This is a genomic window from Pseudidiomarina sediminum DSM 21906 (assembly GCF_000423165.1).
Classification (GTDB): Bacteria; Pseudomonadota; Gammaproteobacteria; order Enterobacterales; family Alteromonadaceae; genus Pseudidiomarina; species Pseudidiomarina sediminum.
On record NZ_KE383983.1, the window covers coordinates 226734 to 242884 of the forward strand.

Annotated in this window: 10 protein-coding genes; 7 read left to right on the plus strand and 3 right to left on the minus strand. The window is 51.4% G+C overall.

Translation table 11 applies throughout. The features are described from left to right. The first annotated feature begins 1 nt into the window (after window position 1). Window positions 2–1162 (plus strand): M14 family zinc carboxypeptidase, encoded by a 1161-nt coding sequence (locus G535_RS13085; protein ID WP_051206996.1) that lies wholly within the window; start codon window positions 2–4, stop codon window positions 1160–1162. On the opposite strand, the gene G535_RS0106350 is transcribed toward G535_RS13085, so the two are convergent. Next, window positions 1142–2965, minus strand: coding sequence for a glycoside hydrolase family 3 N-terminal domain-containing protein (locus tag G535_RS0106350; RefSeq protein WP_051206997.1), 1824 nt, complete (start codon window positions 2963–2965; stop codon window positions 1142–1144). The genes G535_RS13085 and G535_RS0106350 overlap by 21 nt on opposite strands. Window positions 2966–3302: 337 nt before the next feature. On the opposite strand from G535_RS0106350, the gene G535_RS0106355 reads away from it, so the two are divergent. The 5 genes from G535_RS0106355 (at window position 3303) to G535_RS0106375 (ending at window position 12932) form a co-directional block, all read left to right on the plus strand. After that, window positions 3303–6182 (plus strand): TonB-dependent receptor domain-containing protein, encoded by a 2880-nt coding sequence (locus G535_RS0106355; protein ID WP_026861297.1) that lies wholly within the window; start codon window positions 3303–3305, stop codon window positions 6180–6182. A 72-nt stretch (window positions 6183–6254) separates the two neighbouring features. Further along, window positions 6255–7766 carry a tryptophan halogenase family protein gene (locus G535_RS0106360; protein WP_026861298.1) on the plus strand — a complete coding sequence of 504 codons (1512 nt, stop codon included), beginning with the start codon at window positions 6255–6257 and terminating at the stop codon, window positions 7764–7766. After that, a complete protein-coding gene (pbp4b, locus tag G535_RS0106365; RefSeq protein WP_026861299.1) occupies window positions 7763–10216 on the plus strand; it encodes a penicillin binding protein PBP4B in 2454 nt (817 codons plus the stop codon). Before G535_RS0106360 ends, pbp4b begins: the two co-directional genes overlap by 4 nt. Before the next feature lie 97 nt (window positions 10217–10313). Next, entirely contained in the window at window positions 10314–12050 is a 1737-nt protein-coding gene (gene olsF, locus G535_RS0106370) for a bifunctional ornithine lipid synthase OlsF (RefSeq protein WP_026861300.1), read from the plus strand. Window positions 12051–12107: 57 nt separating this feature from the next. Continuing rightward, on the plus strand, window positions 12108–12932 hold the full coding sequence (locus tag G535_RS0106375; protein WP_026861301.1) for a prephenate dehydratase: 825 nt from the start codon (window positions 12108–12110) through the stop codon (window positions 12930–12932). Between the two features lie 103 nt (window positions 12933–13035). Here the strand turns inward: G535_RS0106375 and cydB are convergent, their stop codons facing one another. Both cydB and G535_RS0106390 read right to left on the minus strand, forming a co-directional pair. After that, window positions 13036–14037: a cytochrome d ubiquinol oxidase subunit II gene (gene cydB, locus G535_RS0106385; RefSeq protein WP_026861302.1), complete on the minus strand. Its 1002-nt coding sequence runs from the start codon at window positions 14035–14037 to the stop codon at window positions 13036–13038. 2 nt (window positions 14038–14039) lie between these two features. After that, window positions 14040–15443, minus strand: a complete 1404-nt coding sequence (locus tag G535_RS0106390) for a cytochrome ubiquinol oxidase subunit I (protein WP_026861303.1) — start codon at window positions 15441–15443, stop codon at window positions 14040–14042. A 203-nt stretch (window positions 15444–15646) separates the two neighbouring features. Here G535_RS0106390 and G535_RS0106395 point away from each other — a divergent pair, with 203 nt between their 5' ends. After that, a complete protein-coding gene (locus tag G535_RS0106395) occupies window positions 15647–16141 on the plus strand; it encodes a TIGR00645 family protein (protein WP_026861304.1) in 495 nt (164 codons plus the stop codon). Window positions 16142–16151 lie beyond the last annotated feature (10 nt).

Consider the following 16151-nt stretch of genomic DNA (forward strand, 5'->3'; position numbering starts at 1 on the left):
AATGGCGCATCCGAACGCAAGTCTTGCAGCATTTGAACAGCTTTGGCAGCAACACCATTGGCCTGAACTCGTCAAAGCGCAGTTGAGTTACCCTGATATTGCCCCGGTGCTTGAGCAGTTGGCACAACAGCCAGCAGTCACGCAGCAGGTGATTGGACAATCTTATTTAGGTACGCCGATTCACCGTTTGAGTATCGGTCACGGACCTATTGTGGTGTTAGCGTGGACACAAATGCACGGTGACGAGTCGACTGCCACAGCTGCGGTCTTGGATTGGTTGCAGTTACTGGCACAGGATCACGTGGGTGACTTACCTAAACAGTGGCAGTCATTGCTCACGTTGCATGTGATCCCAATGCTTAACCCCGACGGTGCTGCACGAGGGACGCGCGAGAACGCCCAAGCGATCGATATCAATCGCGACGCAATGGCCCAGCAAAGCCCTGAAGGACGCTTGCTAGCTGATCAAGTGAAGACTTTAACGCCAACCTTGGCGTTTAACCTGCACGATCAAAACCCCTATTATGCTGCAGGGCAAGATGGTGAACCTGCCACCATTGCTTTTTTAGCGCCTGCGTATCATCCAGATAAGCATGTTGATGCGGCTCGCTTGAAAGCCAAGCAATTGATTGCGTGCATGGCACAGGCCCTAAGCTATTGGTTGCCGGAGGCGGTGGGTCGCTACGATGATACGTATTCAGAACGCAGTTTTGGTGATGCCATTGCAGGCCTGGGCGCGAGTACCATCTTGATTGAAAGTGGCGCACACCGCCATGACCCTTATCGTCAAATCGCCCGGCGTATGAATGTGATGGCGTTACAGGCTGGTTTGTCAGCCTGGTTAAGCGGTGTTTATCAAAGCTATAGCTTAGCTGACTACTACGCCATTCCTGATAACGTCAGTGACGGCTATGTCGATGTGATGATCCATCAATTAACCTTTGATGATGGACAGCATCAACCCTTTACTGCGGACGTTGGCATTGTCGCCCAAGACCAGGGCTATTACGTTGACTTTGTCGGCGATGCCCGTGGTCAGCGAGGCCTGACCGAATATGATGGTACAGCATTGACCTATCGACAGCCGTTGAAGCTTGGTGCGGCTGCCGATGAATTGCTAACCTTGGTCGGTGGTGCGGTGTTACTTGACCGTAACTGGTAAGCTGCCTTCACTCTTAGTGCCGAGCAGGGTTGCGACTAAGGCATCAATGCTCGGGCTGCGGAAGCTTCCATCGGCGTTGATGGCTACATGGTAGTCGTAGCTGGCCAGCCCCACATCTGTGGTGTCACGGTAGCGACTTAATACGTAGGGTGCGCGCAATGCCAGCATCACTGTCGTTTGTTGGCGCTGTTGTGCGGTCGAGACAAGGCGCTCAATCCATTGGTATTGTTGATCTTTACTGGGACGGTCACGCCAGCTTGCCAAGTCATCCATGCCACCCATCTCAGCCATACTGTGGTGCGGCGTAATGTCACCAATAATCAAGGTGCTGGTTGCTGGCCATTGTTGCCAAATCGCTTCGCTTGGCAAGGTTGCTAAACTGACGCAATCGGCTTGCACGTCCGGTTGTTGTTTGGCGATGGCGCTAAGAAACGCCTGGCAACGTAGAGTGTCGGGCATCACCAATTGCCAGTGCTGCGCATCTAGGGGGAGGGCTTGTTCTCCGTAGACCGTGGTAATCGCCGCGGCCGCAAGTTCGCGTTCGCTCGCTCGGCTGGTCGCAGTTGGTAGCTGCTGTAGCGCGGCAAGTCGTTGGCTGAGTGGTATGGCCGCCTGCTCAGCAAGTCGATAGTCGCGTTTGAGTTGCGCAATACGCGTGGTCGAGGCCTTGAGTTGGGTGCGAGACAGCGCGCCCTCCGCAATGGCTGTGACTACTGCGTCGTGATACTGCCAAAACGCTGGAATATCTTCAGGGTAGCGGATGCTAAATGGCATCAAGGCAATGTCAGTACCCGCTTGGAAGGTCTTTAGCGTGGCCTCCAATGGTGTGAAATAATGAGCGATTCCCGCCATATCTAATGCATCTGTGACAATCACCCCTTGATAGCCAAGTTGTTCACGCAGCACGCCGGTCAGAATTTTCTTGGAGAGGGTAGCTGGTAGCAACCACTGTTCGCCATTAGCATCGATAAAAGGCGTGTCATCCAGCGCTGGGTATTGGATGTGCGCGGTCATGATCATTGCCGGTGGGTTGGCGCTATCAATGATCTGTTGGAAGGGGAACAAATCGACTTCGGCAATGGTTTCTTTGGGGTGGTCCACGCGAGGCAGTCCGGTGTGACTGTCGACATGGGTGTCGCCATGGCCAGGGAAGTGCTTGAGCGCACTCATTACGCCCTGCTGTTGTAATGTCGCGACCGTCGCAGCACCTAAGGTGGCGACAGTTTGTGGTGATTCACCATAGCTACGCACGTTTATCACCGGGTTCTGCGGGTTAACATTCACGTCAACGGTCGGAGCGAAGTTCAGATTAAAGCCGAGTAAACGCAATTCATGCGCCATGTTCGTCGCCACTTGCTCCGCATAGCTGGTGTGGTGGCGTGCAAAGGTGGCACCTAAGGCCATATTGCCAGCAAAACGGCTGGAGAGCTCATCGGGTAGACGAGCGACGCGTCCTCCTTCTTGATCAAGAGCGATGAACAAGGGGGGCAGCTGCGCTTCACGCATCACCTGCTGCATGGCATCGATGAGTCGAACAATTTGCTCACCATTATCGAGGTTGTCGGCAAACAGGATCACTCCCCCGATGTTGCCGTCACGAAGGACCGCTGCGAGCTCCTCCGGTAGGGTCGTGACCGGTTGCTTGCAATGCTGGTTGGCAACTTTCTCCTGACAATAAAAGCGTAAATCGAGCATCAATTTTTGACCCACCTGGTTGGCGAGCGTGTCGCTGGCAACAGGAGTAGCGTGTTGACAGGCGGTCAACGAAAGGCAAAGAAAAACTACAGCAATCAAGCGCAACATAAAGGACTCACGATAAGGATCATGGTCTCTATCCTACGCGAGGCGCTGCTTAAAATAAATTATTCCTTGATGAGCGCGTTGTTGTGCCAACTGGAACCTTTAATGAGGTATTTTCAGAAGGTGCTCAAAGAATGTACCGCAATATATCGCATATCTATTGTAGTGATTGGAATAATTTATTATGTATAGTGGGTCGGATGTGCTAATTTCAATGAAATGCGCACGTTCATCTGTTGCAGTTAGTGAGTGTCGGCGGTCGCTGGCATTGGCTATAACAAGAACACGTTTACATAATTAAAAAACGCATCAGATTCTTACAACTATCGGAGATTGCAAGGTGAAACTCAACAACATCGCACTTGTGTTGGGGTTAACTACAGGTATGAGCGGGGTCGCTTATGCACAGGACGTTGACTCGCAAGAGAACACACAGCAAAACAACGAAGAACAACAAAAAGTCGAACGTATTGAAGTCACAGGTTCAAGCATCAAGCGAACCGCGATGGAAGGCGACCTACCACTGACCGTTATTTCACGTGAAGACATCGACGCCCAGGGTATTACCACCGCTGAGCAGTTGATGTTGCAGTTGAACGTGGCATCGAACTCAAACGATAACTTAGCGAGTAACTCGGGGATTGTTACCGGCGAAGAGCGTGGTAATAACGGTGCGTCTTCAGCAAACTTGCGTCAGCAAGGTGCAGGGTCAACCCTCGTTCTCTTGAACGGTCGTCGTACTGCAACGCACGGTTTGAAAGGTCGCTCAGTCGATTTGAACTCAATTCCGTTTTCAGCCATTGAGCGCGTCGAAATTTTACGTGACGGTGCGTCAGCCGTTTACGGGACCGATGCAATCGGTGGTGTTATTAACTTCATCCTGAAAAAAGATTACGAAGGCGCGCAAATTGGCGCATTTGCTGATCATACCGAAGCAGGTAGTGGCAACATCTACCGCGTGAACGTACTCGCCGGTACCGGTGACTTGTATTCTGATGGCTACAACGTCATGGGCTCATTGTCGTATCGTTCTGCTGAAATCTTACGTGGTGCAGATCGCGATTTTACCAACACGTTCCGCCCAGACTACGGCCTATCTCCTGATACGCGTGGTACGCCATTTGCATCGTTAAATAACCGTCCAGGTGGTAATGACCCTTTAAGCCCGAATTACAACCTTATCGGCACTGGCTTAATTAACCCTGAAACCGGGCTGACCAATGACGTATTGAACGTCTTGGCTCTGCCAGGTATGCCGGGCTGTGATATTTATCCAGACATGGATGACGATGCGGCAGCACTGTGGAACCGTGAGCGCAACGAAGGCGTCAGTTGTGCATGGGATTATCCGCGTGCCGCAGTATTGCAACAGCCGGTTGAGAGTATCGACTTCGTCGGCCGTGCAACCAAAACCATTGGTGACTCAGCAGAAGGCTTCATTGAAGTGATTGGTTCAGAAGTCACTTCAAACAAAATCTTTGAACCGAACCAAATCACGCCATGGGCGATTGGTGTTGAAGGTTGGTATCCAAGCACTGGTGCAGCCTACGATTACATTGTCGATGCGCTGAGTGATTACTATGGTGCGGACCAGTTGAATATAGGTGCGCCAATTGCCTATCGCTGGCGTTGTATGGAATGTGGTCCGCGTGAAATCCAGACCACTACGACGGCAATGAAAGTACAGTTAGGCCTTGAAGGCTCGATTGGTTACTGGGATTACCGTGTCGGTTTAGGCCGTGCCTCGAATGAATCTGAGTCGCAACTAGGTAGTGGCTACCAGTATCAAGATCAATTGGCGCAAGCCATTGGTAGTGGTGCGATCAACCCATTCTTGTTGCCGGGCCAAGAGCAGTCGGCGGAAGGTAAAGCTGCCCTTGCAGCGGCCTCTGCAGCAGGCGTTATGCTGTATGGCGGTAAGACTACCTTAACCCAATTTGACGCGTCGATTACTGGCGACACGGGTTGGAACCTTGGTTGGGGCGGTGACAATATCTTCGTTGCGGGTGGTGTTGATATTCGTAAGGAAGCTTACGAGTTTAACGGTGACCGTCGTGAAGCCGCAGAACGCGAAGCGATTTACAATGCGCCGTTCGACAATGCAAACGCTTTGGATGACGTCGATCGTACTGTGAAAGCTGTGTATACCGAAGCTTTGGTACCAGTGGTTGAAAACCTCGAGTTAAACTTGGCGGTCCGTTATGACCACTATGACGGTTTTGGTGGCACCACCAACCCGAAACTCGGCTTTGTCTGGACCCCTGAAGAGTCACTGTTACTACGTGGTGCGTACAGTACTGGTTTCCGCACACCATCATTTAACCAATTGTTCAACGGCGTCACCATTCAGGATTACACCGGGCAAGATTTGGCGGACCCGCGTGACTGCCCTGGTGGTGAGTTGAATCAAAGCAACCCTGATTGTGCGACCCCAATTCAACCTGATTTACTGTACGGCGGTAAGGTTGATTTAGGTCCTGAAGAATCGAAGCAAATGAGCTTTGGTGCCGTCTACGCGCCGACCGATAACTTCTCAATGAATATCGATTGGTGGCAGATCATTATTGAGGGAACCATCCAAACACCTGATTTCCGTGATCTTCTGGAAAACTATGCGTTGTTTGAAGATAACTTCATTCGCGATGGTAATGGCGTATTGCAAGAAATCGATATGCGTTACATTAACGCCGGTGAACGTCAAACCAGTGGTGTTGAGATTGGTATCCAAACCAATGGTGAAATGTACGGTGGCCTATGGAACTTAAACTTCAACGGTAGCTACTTGATTGAAGATAAGAAAAAGCTGTTGGATAACTCGCCTTGGGGTGACAACCTTGTGGGGACGCACTCACGTGGCAACATTCCATTGCGTTGGAAACACACGGCGACCTTCGGTTTCGCGAAAGGTGACTTCGCCCATAGCTTGACGCAAATCTATCGTGACGGCTACGAAGATGAAACACCACCAGGTGTAGCTTCAGGCGCGGTGATGCCTCCATACTACGATGGCGAAGTGAGTAGCTACCTGATTTACAACTACAGCGTGCGTTACATGGCGTGGGAAAACCTTGATGTGACCTTTGGCATTAAGAACTTGTTTGACCGTGATCCGCCATTTACTGCGCACCAGAACGATTACTCACCAGGCGCAGCCTTCGACCCTCGAGTCGCAGATCCGCGCGGTCGTTCTTACACGCTACAGTTAACCTACAGCTTCTAAGCTCTTGGTTGTAGCTGTTTGTCATGCGGTCAGCTTCGGCTGGCCGCATTCAGTTGTAAGACGAGGTGAAGGATGAGTGAACCTTATCGTATCGTTATTTTAGGTGGGGGTTCCGCTGGCTGGATGACCGCTGCCGCGCTCTCGAAAGTCCTTGATCCGACGCGTTATCACATCACCTTGGTTGAGTCGCAAGCGATCGGCACCGTGTCGGTCGGTGAAGCAACTATTCCGGGGATTCGCGAATTCAATCAATTACTGGGTATCGACGAAGATGAATTCTTACGTGAAACCCAGGGCAGCTTTAAACTCGGTATCGCGTTTGAGAACTGGCATCAGCAAGGCGATGTGTACATGCATCCCTTCGGCCCGTATGGCTTTGCCATCCACGGGGTTCCCTTTCATCATTATTTTTTACGGCATGAGCGTGAAAGCGCACCGGAACAGCGGGTACCGCTGCATGCATTAAACCTTGAGTGGACGGCAGCCTTAGCGGGCAAGTTTACCCGTCCCATCGCTGATAAACGGAGTCCGTTAGGGCATATCAAATATGCCTACCATTTTGATGCCACGGCGTATGCACGCTATTTGAAAGGCTATGCGACAACCCGAGGGGTGGTTGCGATAGATGATCGCATGTTAAGCGCCAAACAGCGTTATGCTAAGGGTCCGATTGACGCGCTAGTGCTTGAAAAGCATGGCGAAGTTACAGGTGACTTCTTCATTGACTGTAGTGGTTTTAAGGCGCTGCTGATTGGTGAAGCGATGGGCGTCGGCTATCACGACTGGCGTAAGTGGATGCCTTGCGATAGCGCCGTCGCCTTGCCGGGACAGCATGATGCCAGCACTATTGTGCCGTACACCCGTTCCATCGCGCATCATGAAGGCTGGCGCTGGCGCATCCCGTTGCAGCATCGCACCGGTGAGGGCTGGGTTTATTCGAGTCGCTTTACCGATAGCGATAAGGCCGAGCGCGAGTTTCGTGCGGTGTTGGGCAATGAGGTGGACACCGCCAATCATTTGCGCTGGATCAATGGGCGCCGCGACCAAGCGTGGCAGCACAATTGCTGTGCTATCGGCTTGGCGGCGGGCTTTATTGAACCGCTGGAGTCGACTGGGCTGCAACTGACGCAGTCAGGCATTATTCGCTTGATCAGTTTATTGCCTGGGCAAGGCGATATGAGCCAACGCGCGCAGGCGTATAATCGCTATAGTGCTGAAGAAATCACCAGTATTCGTGACTTTGTGCTCTGTCACTACAAATTGACCGAGCGCGATGATTCAGCGTTTTGGCGTTACTGCCGTGATATGGATATTCCAGACTCACTGCAACAACGGCTCGATTTATACCGTGAAAACGGTGGGATTTTTAGAAATAGTAATAACGAGTTATTTAACGAGATCAGTTGGTTCTCGATGTTTCATGGACAGAAGTTTACGCCGCAACAAGAACACCCGTTGGCGGCACAGCTCCCGGCTGAGCAATTGAATCAGCATATTCTGAACCTTCAGCGTATTTTTCAGCAAGCGGTTGCGCCGTTGCCGACACACGCTGGTTTTATTCAACAACATTGCAAAGCACCATGAATCGAACATTTGTTTCTCAAGCAACGCTCGCTGGTTTGGCGTTGATGCTGCTCAACAGTTGTAGCAGTCGTTATACCGAAATGCCGTCGGCGAATTACGATCACCGCATCAAGTCGCTGGTGATGCACTATACCGCTATTGATTACGCCAAGAGTGTTGAAGCCTTGGTCGAGCCGAAAGGTTTGAGCTCGCATTACCTTGTCCCTGAACGTGGTGACCCGAGTTACCCTTACGATGACTTAAAAGTGTTTCAGCTGGTGGACGAGCATGACCGTGCATGGCATGCGGGAGGCAGCTATTGGCAGGGACGAACCGACCTCAATGACCACTCCATTGGCATTGAAATTGTGAATGTTCCGCAGTGCGAGTGGGATACCTCAACTCAGGCTTCACGGGCCGAACATGGCGAAAATCGCCTTTGTACTTTCCCTGACTTTGATCCTGAGCAAATCGAGAAGGTCACTGAACTGGCACAGCAAATTCTAGCCCGTCACCCTGATATTCATCCCACTGCGGTGGTCGGTCATTCGGATATTGCGTTTCTGCGCAAAAATGATCCAGGCCCACGCTTTCCTTGGTATCAGCTTTATCAAAACGGGGTTGGCGCGTGGTATGAGCAAGACACGCTAGCGCGCTATTGGCGTGCCTTTAATCAACAACCTGTCAGTACGGGGTTATTGCAAGCGGCAATGCGGGCGTATGGCTATGGCGTGACGGAAACGGGTGTGATGGACGAGGCCACGCGCAGTGCCTTATCGGCCTTTCAAATGCACTTTTTACCGTGGAACGTCAGCGGTCATGATGACAGTCAGACCACTGCAGCGGTGTTTGCCTTGTTAGATAAGTATTTCCCGAGCAAACTGGAGCAACTCTGGCAACGTTATCAACGTGAAGCTGAGGTCACACCTTATGTGCCACCAGCGCCACAGGTTGGCCAAATTGATGCCCGCTTTCCAGAGCTGGAAGCGCAGCGCTCGAGCCGTACTTGGGTGAACGACAAAATGGCGTTTAAGGCCTACCAAGGACGTGGTGCGATTACCCTAACTGCGACAGCGGATGCAACGGTGGAAATTGAAGTGAACGGCCAGACGCTTAATTTGGCCACGCCGTTGCAAGCCGAGCAGCGCTATCACTATAGCCTGAAACGACGTACGCAAGATGGCCTTAACACCTTGCATGTGAAGTCGGTGCAACCTGAAGGAACCGAAGTGCAGGTGCAAGTACCGTACCCGACGTTGATAGATGCCACAGCGCAGTACCACGACCGTTTTAAAGCTGTTGACGCGCTCATTGAGCAAGATATTGCTGATGGCTTCCCCGGTGCCGTTTTAGTGGTTGTCAAAGACGGCAAAATCATTAAGCAAACCGCGTATGGGTACGCCAAACGTTATGCTGAAAATGGTGAACTGCTGGCCTCTCCAACGCCAATGAAGGTCGATACCTTATTTGACGTTGCCTCCAATACCAAGTCGTTTGCCACCGCGTTGGCAACCATGCATTTGGTGGAGCGGGGCGTGTTGGATGTGAATGCGCCGATTTATCACTACTTACCTGAGTATCGTGGCGAAGGGCGGGAAGCGCGACGCGTGCGCGATCTATTGCAGCATCAATCTGGCTATGCGCCGCAGGTGCTGTTTCACAGTCCAGACAACGCGTTAGGTAAAGCCTTTCACTCCACCGAGAAAGCCAAAACCGAGCGTCTCATGCTCGCGGACGTGCCTTTTGTGAACGGTAACGGTGTCCGCTCGAGCTATAGCGACACGAACTTCATGTTGCTTGGCACCCTCATTGAGCGAGTGGCGGGGATGCCACTGGATCAGTACGTGGAACAACATATTTACCGGCCACTAGGGTTGCAAAACACCTTATTTGCGCCATTACGCAAGGGCCGGCAACCGAGCGAGTTTGCGGCGACCGAGCTGCAAGGCAACAGCCGAGGTGGCCGCATCGACTTTCCCGGCGTGCGTCGTTACACCTTGCAGGGCGAAGTGCATGACGAAAAAGCCTTTTACGCGATGAATGAAATTGCTGGGCATGCCGGACTATTTTCGACCGCACCGGAGCTGGCGGTATTGATTCAAATGCTGTTGAACGGTGGTGGCTACGGTGACGTGCACTTGTTCGCGACGAGTGTGATTGATAGTTTCACTGCGCCGCACGCCCGTGATCGTAGTTTTGGATTAGGTTGGCGCCGTGCAGCCGATGGTGAAACTCGTTGGCATTTTGGCCCTTATGCGAGCCATCAGGCCTATGGTCATACGGGATGGACAGGAACTGCCACGGTCATCGACCCGGCCCTCGATTTAGGTATTGTGCTGTTAACGAATGCGCGGCATAGCCCAATTGTTGAACAGGGCGAAAGCTATGAGTTTACCGGCAAGCACTTTGAAAGCGGGAACTATGGCAGTGTGATTACTGGGGTCTATGAAGCGGTGTTAGATAAACGTTAACGCTTCATAAAAGCTTCATCTGCGTGCCGCAGAACTGTCATTTTGTTTTTGCAAGCTAGGGATCTTAATCACGCGTGCAGGCGCGAAAAAGGTCCCTATGCTGAATGTCGAACAACTAATTCAACAAAAGCTACCGCCGGTACTTCATCACCCGGCGCTGGCACCATGGTTAAAACGTCCCGTCAGTAAGTTGCTGCAGCGTTTATTGCATGCTGAAGAAATACGCCAGTTCACGACGGATTACGGTCACTTACGTGGACTCGATTTTGTTGAACAGGTACTTGATTATTTCGACTACGGTTACAGTGTTGCTGACCGTGATCGCGAGCATATTCCGTCGCAAGGCAAGCTGGTCTTGATTGCTAACCATCCGATCGGTTCGCTCGACGGTGTCGCGCTGTTGAAAATGGTTGCCCAAGTACGTCCAGATGTGAAAGTCGTGGCCAACGACATGTTGTGGAGCCTAGAGCCTTTACGACCAATGCTGTTACCCATTACCAACATGGGTGGTAAAGCTGGGCGGCAGCAGCTCAAAGCCATTCATCAACACCTGGCCGATGAAAAAGCGCTCATTATTTTCCCAGCCGGAGAAGTGTCACGTTTGCGACCTAAAGGGGTCCGTGATACCCGCTGGGAAACCGGTTTTTTGCGTTTTGCTGATCGGGCGCAGGCGCCGATTATCCCGATCCATATTGATGGCCGTAATTCGTGGACCTTTTATGCGTCGTCGATGATGTACAAACCTTTGTCGACCTTATTGCTGGTCGAAGAAATGTTTCGTCAGCGTGCCGGCGAGCTACATTTTAAGATTGGTCGCTGTATTGCCTATCGCCATCACCATCGACCTGACTTAACGCTAAAAAACCGTGTGCATATGCTGCGTAAGCACCTTTATCGGGTGGGTAGCGGTAAGTCGGGTATGTTTCCGACTGAGCAGGGCATTGCCTTGCCAGAGTCGCGTTCAGCGTTACGTGAAGCGCTGCAGCAGTGTGACTACTTGACCACCACTCCCGACGACAAACAGTTGTACTTTACCGATTATCGCAGCGACTGTCCGTTGATGCGTGAACTTGGACGCGTGCGTGAAGTGACTTTCCGCGCCGTCGGCGAAGGTACCGGGCAACGCCGTGACCTAGACCGCTACGACGTCCAGTTTAGTCATCTGATCTTATGGGACGATGAGGCCCTTGCGATTGCTGGTAGCTACCGTTTGGCAAGTGTTGCACGTTTGGCAGCCCATACCAGTTATCAACAGCTGTACACCGCCAGCTTATTTAAACTGCAGCCAGCGATGGAGCGTTACCTAGCGCAGGGGATGGAGTTAGGGCGAAGCTTTATTCAGCCTCAGTATCGTAACCGTTATAGTTTGGATTATATGTGGCAGGGCATCGGTGCTTATGTCGCGAAACATCCGGAAGTGCGCTATTTATTTGGTCCGGTCAGCTTATCGGGAGAATTCCCGCGGGCTGCGCAAGTGTTGATCGTTTGGTTTTATCAGCAATGGTTTCCACCGCTGCAACAGTTGGCAGAGCCGAATCATGCGTTTATCTATACGCCAGCGGAGCGCGATGAAATGGACCGTACGTTTACGTGCACTGATTACGCTCAAGACTTACAGCGACTGAAACAAAAGCTCCAAGAACTTGATGTGAAGCTCCCGCCATTGTTCAAGCAATACAGTGAGTTGTGTGAGCCAGGTGGGGTACAGTTCGCGTGTTTTAGTGTTGACCCAGCGTTCAATAATAGTATTGATGCGCTATTGATTGTCGATTTGCAGCAGTTAAAGCCGCGGCGTCGTCAACGCTATTTGCAAAACAATTCCACCAAGCACTAGTATTACCGCCGTTTCCTGTTACTTTATCAAGGAGATACAGGAGGACAGTAGTACATCATGCGCATTGCCACTTTAGGGCCTGCAGGCACTTTTTCCGAGCTCGCTGCCTGCGAATATGGCCGTCAACAAACGGACTATACGTTACAGTTTTTTCCGGCCCTAGGGCGGGTGTTAAAGGCCATTCCGAACGAAGCTGATGTGGCCGTGGTGCCGATTGAGAATATCGTTGAAGGCATGGTGTCGCCAGTCATTGATACTTTTGTTAAACGGCCGCTGGAGATTGTTGCAGAACTTAGCATTCCAGTGCGTTTCTCCTTGGTCGCTAATAGCCCCAAGCCGGAGAAGATTTATGCGCAGTTTGTGGCGCAAGGGCAGTGCAGTGATTGCTTGGGGCGTTACGATGTACCTATTATGAATACCGCGAGCAATAGCGAAGCCTTGCAGTTACTGTTGCAGAGTCGTGAGCCAGCGGCCGCGGTGGTGCCAGAGCATTGCTTAGCGCAGCACCACTTTGACCATGTTGAACATGATATTACCGATTATGCGCATAATGAAACGCGCTTTGTCGCCGTTCGAGAGCCGCAGCAACAGCCGCCTGAGCGTGACCCTGCGGTCGCCTACAAAACGTCGCTGTTGATTGTTGATGATACCGATCACCCGGGCTTGTTGGTTGAGCATTTGCAGGTATTTGCCGGTTATCGTGTCAACCTAACCTCATTAGTATCGCGACCCACGGGACAAAAATTCGGTCATTATCATTTTTATTTGGAATGTGAAGGGCATCAAGACGACAGCGCGATTCGTGCCGCCTTGACCTTGATTGCTTTGCGCAATCGTGTGGTGGTGCTCGGTAGTTATCCAAGTTCAGCGGGCGCTACTTAAAGTATCGCCCAACGAATCAAACTTCCGACTAAAGTAATGGCGGCAACGCCAGCGATCCAGAACAACACGAACCAGCCAAGACGTTGCCAAGTTTGTTTTTTCATCAGTCGTGATACCCCGAATCAGCGCGTACTTTGCCGCGGAATACCCAGTAGGTATAGCCAGTGTAAGCGAAGATGATCGGCAGTAAGACGACAGCACCTACCAATAAGAAGATCAGGCTATTTTCTGGTGCCGCAGCTTCCCAGATGGTGATTTCACGCGGTACTAAGTACGGGAAGATACTGACCGTAAAGCCTGCGTAGGCAATTAAAAAGAGTCCGAGTGACCACAGGTAAGGACTCCCCTCTCTCTTTTGATTTAAGGCATTGAGTAAGCCGATGGTTAAGACCACGAGCAGCAGTGGTAGTACCCACAAGCCAATGCTTCCCGGTAGATTGAACCAACGTTCGGCAATGTATTCGTTTTGCCACGGCAGGAACAGGCTCACGAACACGATACAGGCAAACAAACCGATTGCTGCGCGATAGGCTATCGGATAGCTGCGCTGTTGAATCGAGCCTTCGGTTTTCATGACCAACCAGGTTGCGCCAAGCAGCATGTAGCCGATCACAACGGCGAAGCCACAAAATACGGTGAACCAAGTGAGCCAGTCGAACCAGCCGCCTGCATAGGCACGGTCGGCGACCTTAATACCCTGCAACATGGCGCCGAGCATAATACCTTGGCTCATGGCAGCGACAAATGAACCTATGATAAAAGACCAGTCCCAGATGGCTTTGCCGCGTTTGGTTTTAAAGCGGAACTCGAACGCAACACCCCGGAAAATAAGGCCCAATAACATGGCGATAACGGGCATATAGAGCGCCGGCATCAGGACCGAGTAGGCAAGCGGAAAGACTGCAAGGAGACCGCCGCCGCCAAGGACGAGCCAGGTTTCGTTACCATCCCAGACGGGCGCGACAGTATTCATCATAATGTCGCGCTCTTGTTCATTTTTAAACCAAGGGAAGAGCATCGCTACACCGAGGTCAAAACCGTCGAGCGCAACATAGGTGAATACCCCAACGGAAATGAGTAGTGCCCAAATCAGTGCATAATCCATGATTAGTCCTCCTCGTGCATTAAGCGTTCCGCGGCGAGGCCGACCGGTTGCGCTTTCGCATAGTCTGGGATGTGTACCTGTTCTGGGTTAGCGGCCATCTTCCGAAGAATATAGAAGGTGCCCGCACCAAACACGAAGAAGTACACGACAATAAAGGCCAGTAGGCTGGTACCTACCCCTTCAGCTGCAATCGGTGAGGCGGCTTCGCTAGTACGCAAGAGGCCTTGAATAACCCACGGTTGGCGACCTACTTCAGTAACTATCCAGCCTGCGATGACAGCGACAAAGCCTGAGGGGCCCATTAGGACTGAAGCTCGGTGGAGCCATGCGCTTTGATAGATTTTGCCGCGTGCACGTTGAATACCAGCCCAAATACCGATGATCACCATAAATACGCCTAAACCGACCATGATACGAAACGCCCAGAACACCACAGGTACGGGTGGCCATTCATCACGTGGGAAGGCATCCAGTCCGGTCACTTCGGCATTCACGTCGTGCTTGAGAATAATACTCGCAAGCCCTGGCACTTTAATCGCATAGTCGACTTCACCAGTTTCCATGTTCGGCATGCCGAATAGATATAATGGTGCTTGCGTTTCAGACGTAAAGTGTCCTTCCATCGCCGCAACTTTTGCAGGTTGATGCTCTTGGGTGTTGAGACCGTGCAAGTCACCGACAAAGACTTGTAGGGGGGCGACCAAAAGCGCCATCCACATTGCCATCGAGAACATTTTACGGGCCACTGCGTTCTTACTGTTGCGCAATAAGTGCCAGGCTCCTACACCGCCAACGACAAAGGCTGTGGTGAGGTAAGCGGCGAGTAGCATGTGTGCTAGACGGTAGGGGAAGCTTGGGTTGAAGATTGCTTCCATCCAGTCGGTCACGATGTACTGACCAGCTTCGTTCATGGCAAAGCCTGCCGGTGTTTGCATCCAGCTGTTGACAGACAGAATCCAGAACGCACTGATAGCGGTACCAACGGCGACCATAAGGGTGGCAAAGAAGTGCAAACGTTCGCCAACGCGGTTCATACCAAACAACATGACACCAAGGAAACCAGCTTCTAAGAAGAAGGCGGTGAGGACTTCATAGCCCATCAGTGGACCAATGACGGGGCCTGCTTTATCTGAAAAGACCGACCAGTTGGTACCGAACTGATAGCTCATTACGATACCTGATACCACCCCCATACCGAAGGCGACGGCAAAAATCTTCAGCCAGTAGCGGAATAACTTTTGATAGACTGGATTGCGGGTTTTGAGATAAAGACCTTCAAGTACAGCAAGGTAGCTTGCGATACCAATGGTGAAGGCAGGGAAGATGATGTGGAAGGCGACCGTAAAAGCAAACTGAAAGCGTGCTAAAAACAACGCGTCCGCATCGGAGAAGAGACTTTCTACCATGCTAGACCCCTTTTTTAATTTAGGAACCGCTTAAGTATAAGCCTTGCGCGAAATATTGATAGCACTAGTTGTTAAATTTTTGCAGGATTAATATTCATGCGTTGCCCCAATCTAATTTGGGCAAAGGCGCACTATCAATGCTCGCCAGCGGCTGCTTGAGCAGTTACACTAACAGCAATGAATCGTTAGAGAAAGGAGCTTACATGGAACGTTGGGTGGAAAACTTGATGTACAGCTCGCGTTGGCTTTTGGCACCGATTTACCTCGGGTTAAGTGCTGCGGTGATGCTGCTAGGCGTGAAATTTTTTCAGGAGTTGTTTCATGCAATTCCAATTATTTTCACCATGCCGGAAGTTGACCTGATTCTGTTGACCTTGACGCTAATTGATATTGCGCTCGTTGGCGGTCTCTTGGTGATGGTGATGCTTAGCGGTTACGAGAATTTCGTCTCGACACTCGATATTAAGGGTGACACTGAGAAACTTGCATGGCTGGGCAAAATTGACTCTGGTGGCCTGAAAAACAAAGTGGCTGCGTCTATCGTGGCGATTTCGTCGATTCACTTGCTGAAAGTGTTTATGAACGCTGAGAACATCGATGTTGAGCGGGTGAAGTGGTACGTCATTATGCACCTCACCTTTGTTGGCTCTGCTTTCGCCATGGGTTATCTCGACAAGCTGACACGCAAGGGCGATTAGTCGCTAAAAT

What these genes read in the sequence shown, in the direction of transcription:
- G535_RS13085 (WP_051206996.1), top strand. Translation starts at nt 2, where the DNA reads ATGGCGCATCCGAACGCAAGTCTTGCAGCATTTGAACAGCTTTGGCAG.
- G535_RS0106350 (WP_051206997.1), bottom strand. Translation starts at nt 2,965, where the DNA reads ATGTTGCGCTTGATTGCTGTAGTTTTTCTTTGCCTTTCGTTGACCGCC.
- G535_RS0106360 (WP_026861298.1), top strand. Translation starts at nt 6,255, where the DNA reads ATGAGTGAACCTTATCGTATCGTTATTTTAGGTGGGGGTTCCGCTGGC.
- pbp4b (WP_026861299.1), top strand. Translation starts at nt 7,763, where the DNA reads ATGAATCGAACATTTGTTTCTCAAGCAACGCTCGCTGGTTTGGCGTTG.
- olsF (WP_026861300.1), top strand. Translation starts at nt 10,314, where the DNA reads ATGCTGAATGTCGAACAACTAATTCAACAAAAGCTACCGCCGGTACTT.
- G535_RS0106375 (WP_026861301.1), top strand. Translation starts at nt 12,108, where the DNA reads ATGCGCATTGCCACTTTAGGGCCTGCAGGCACTTTTTCCGAGCTCGCT.
- cydB (WP_026861302.1), bottom strand. Translation starts at nt 14,037, where the DNA reads ATGGATTATGCACTGATTTGGGCACTACTCATTTCCGTTGGGGTATTC.
- G535_RS0106390 (WP_026861303.1), bottom strand. Translation starts at nt 15,443, where the DNA reads ATGGTAGAAAGTCTCTTCTCCGATGCGGACGCGTTGTTTTTAGCACGC.
- G535_RS0106395 (WP_026861304.1), top strand. Translation starts at nt 15,647, where the DNA reads ATGGAACGTTGGGTGGAAAACTTGATGTACAGCTCGCGTTGGCTTTTG.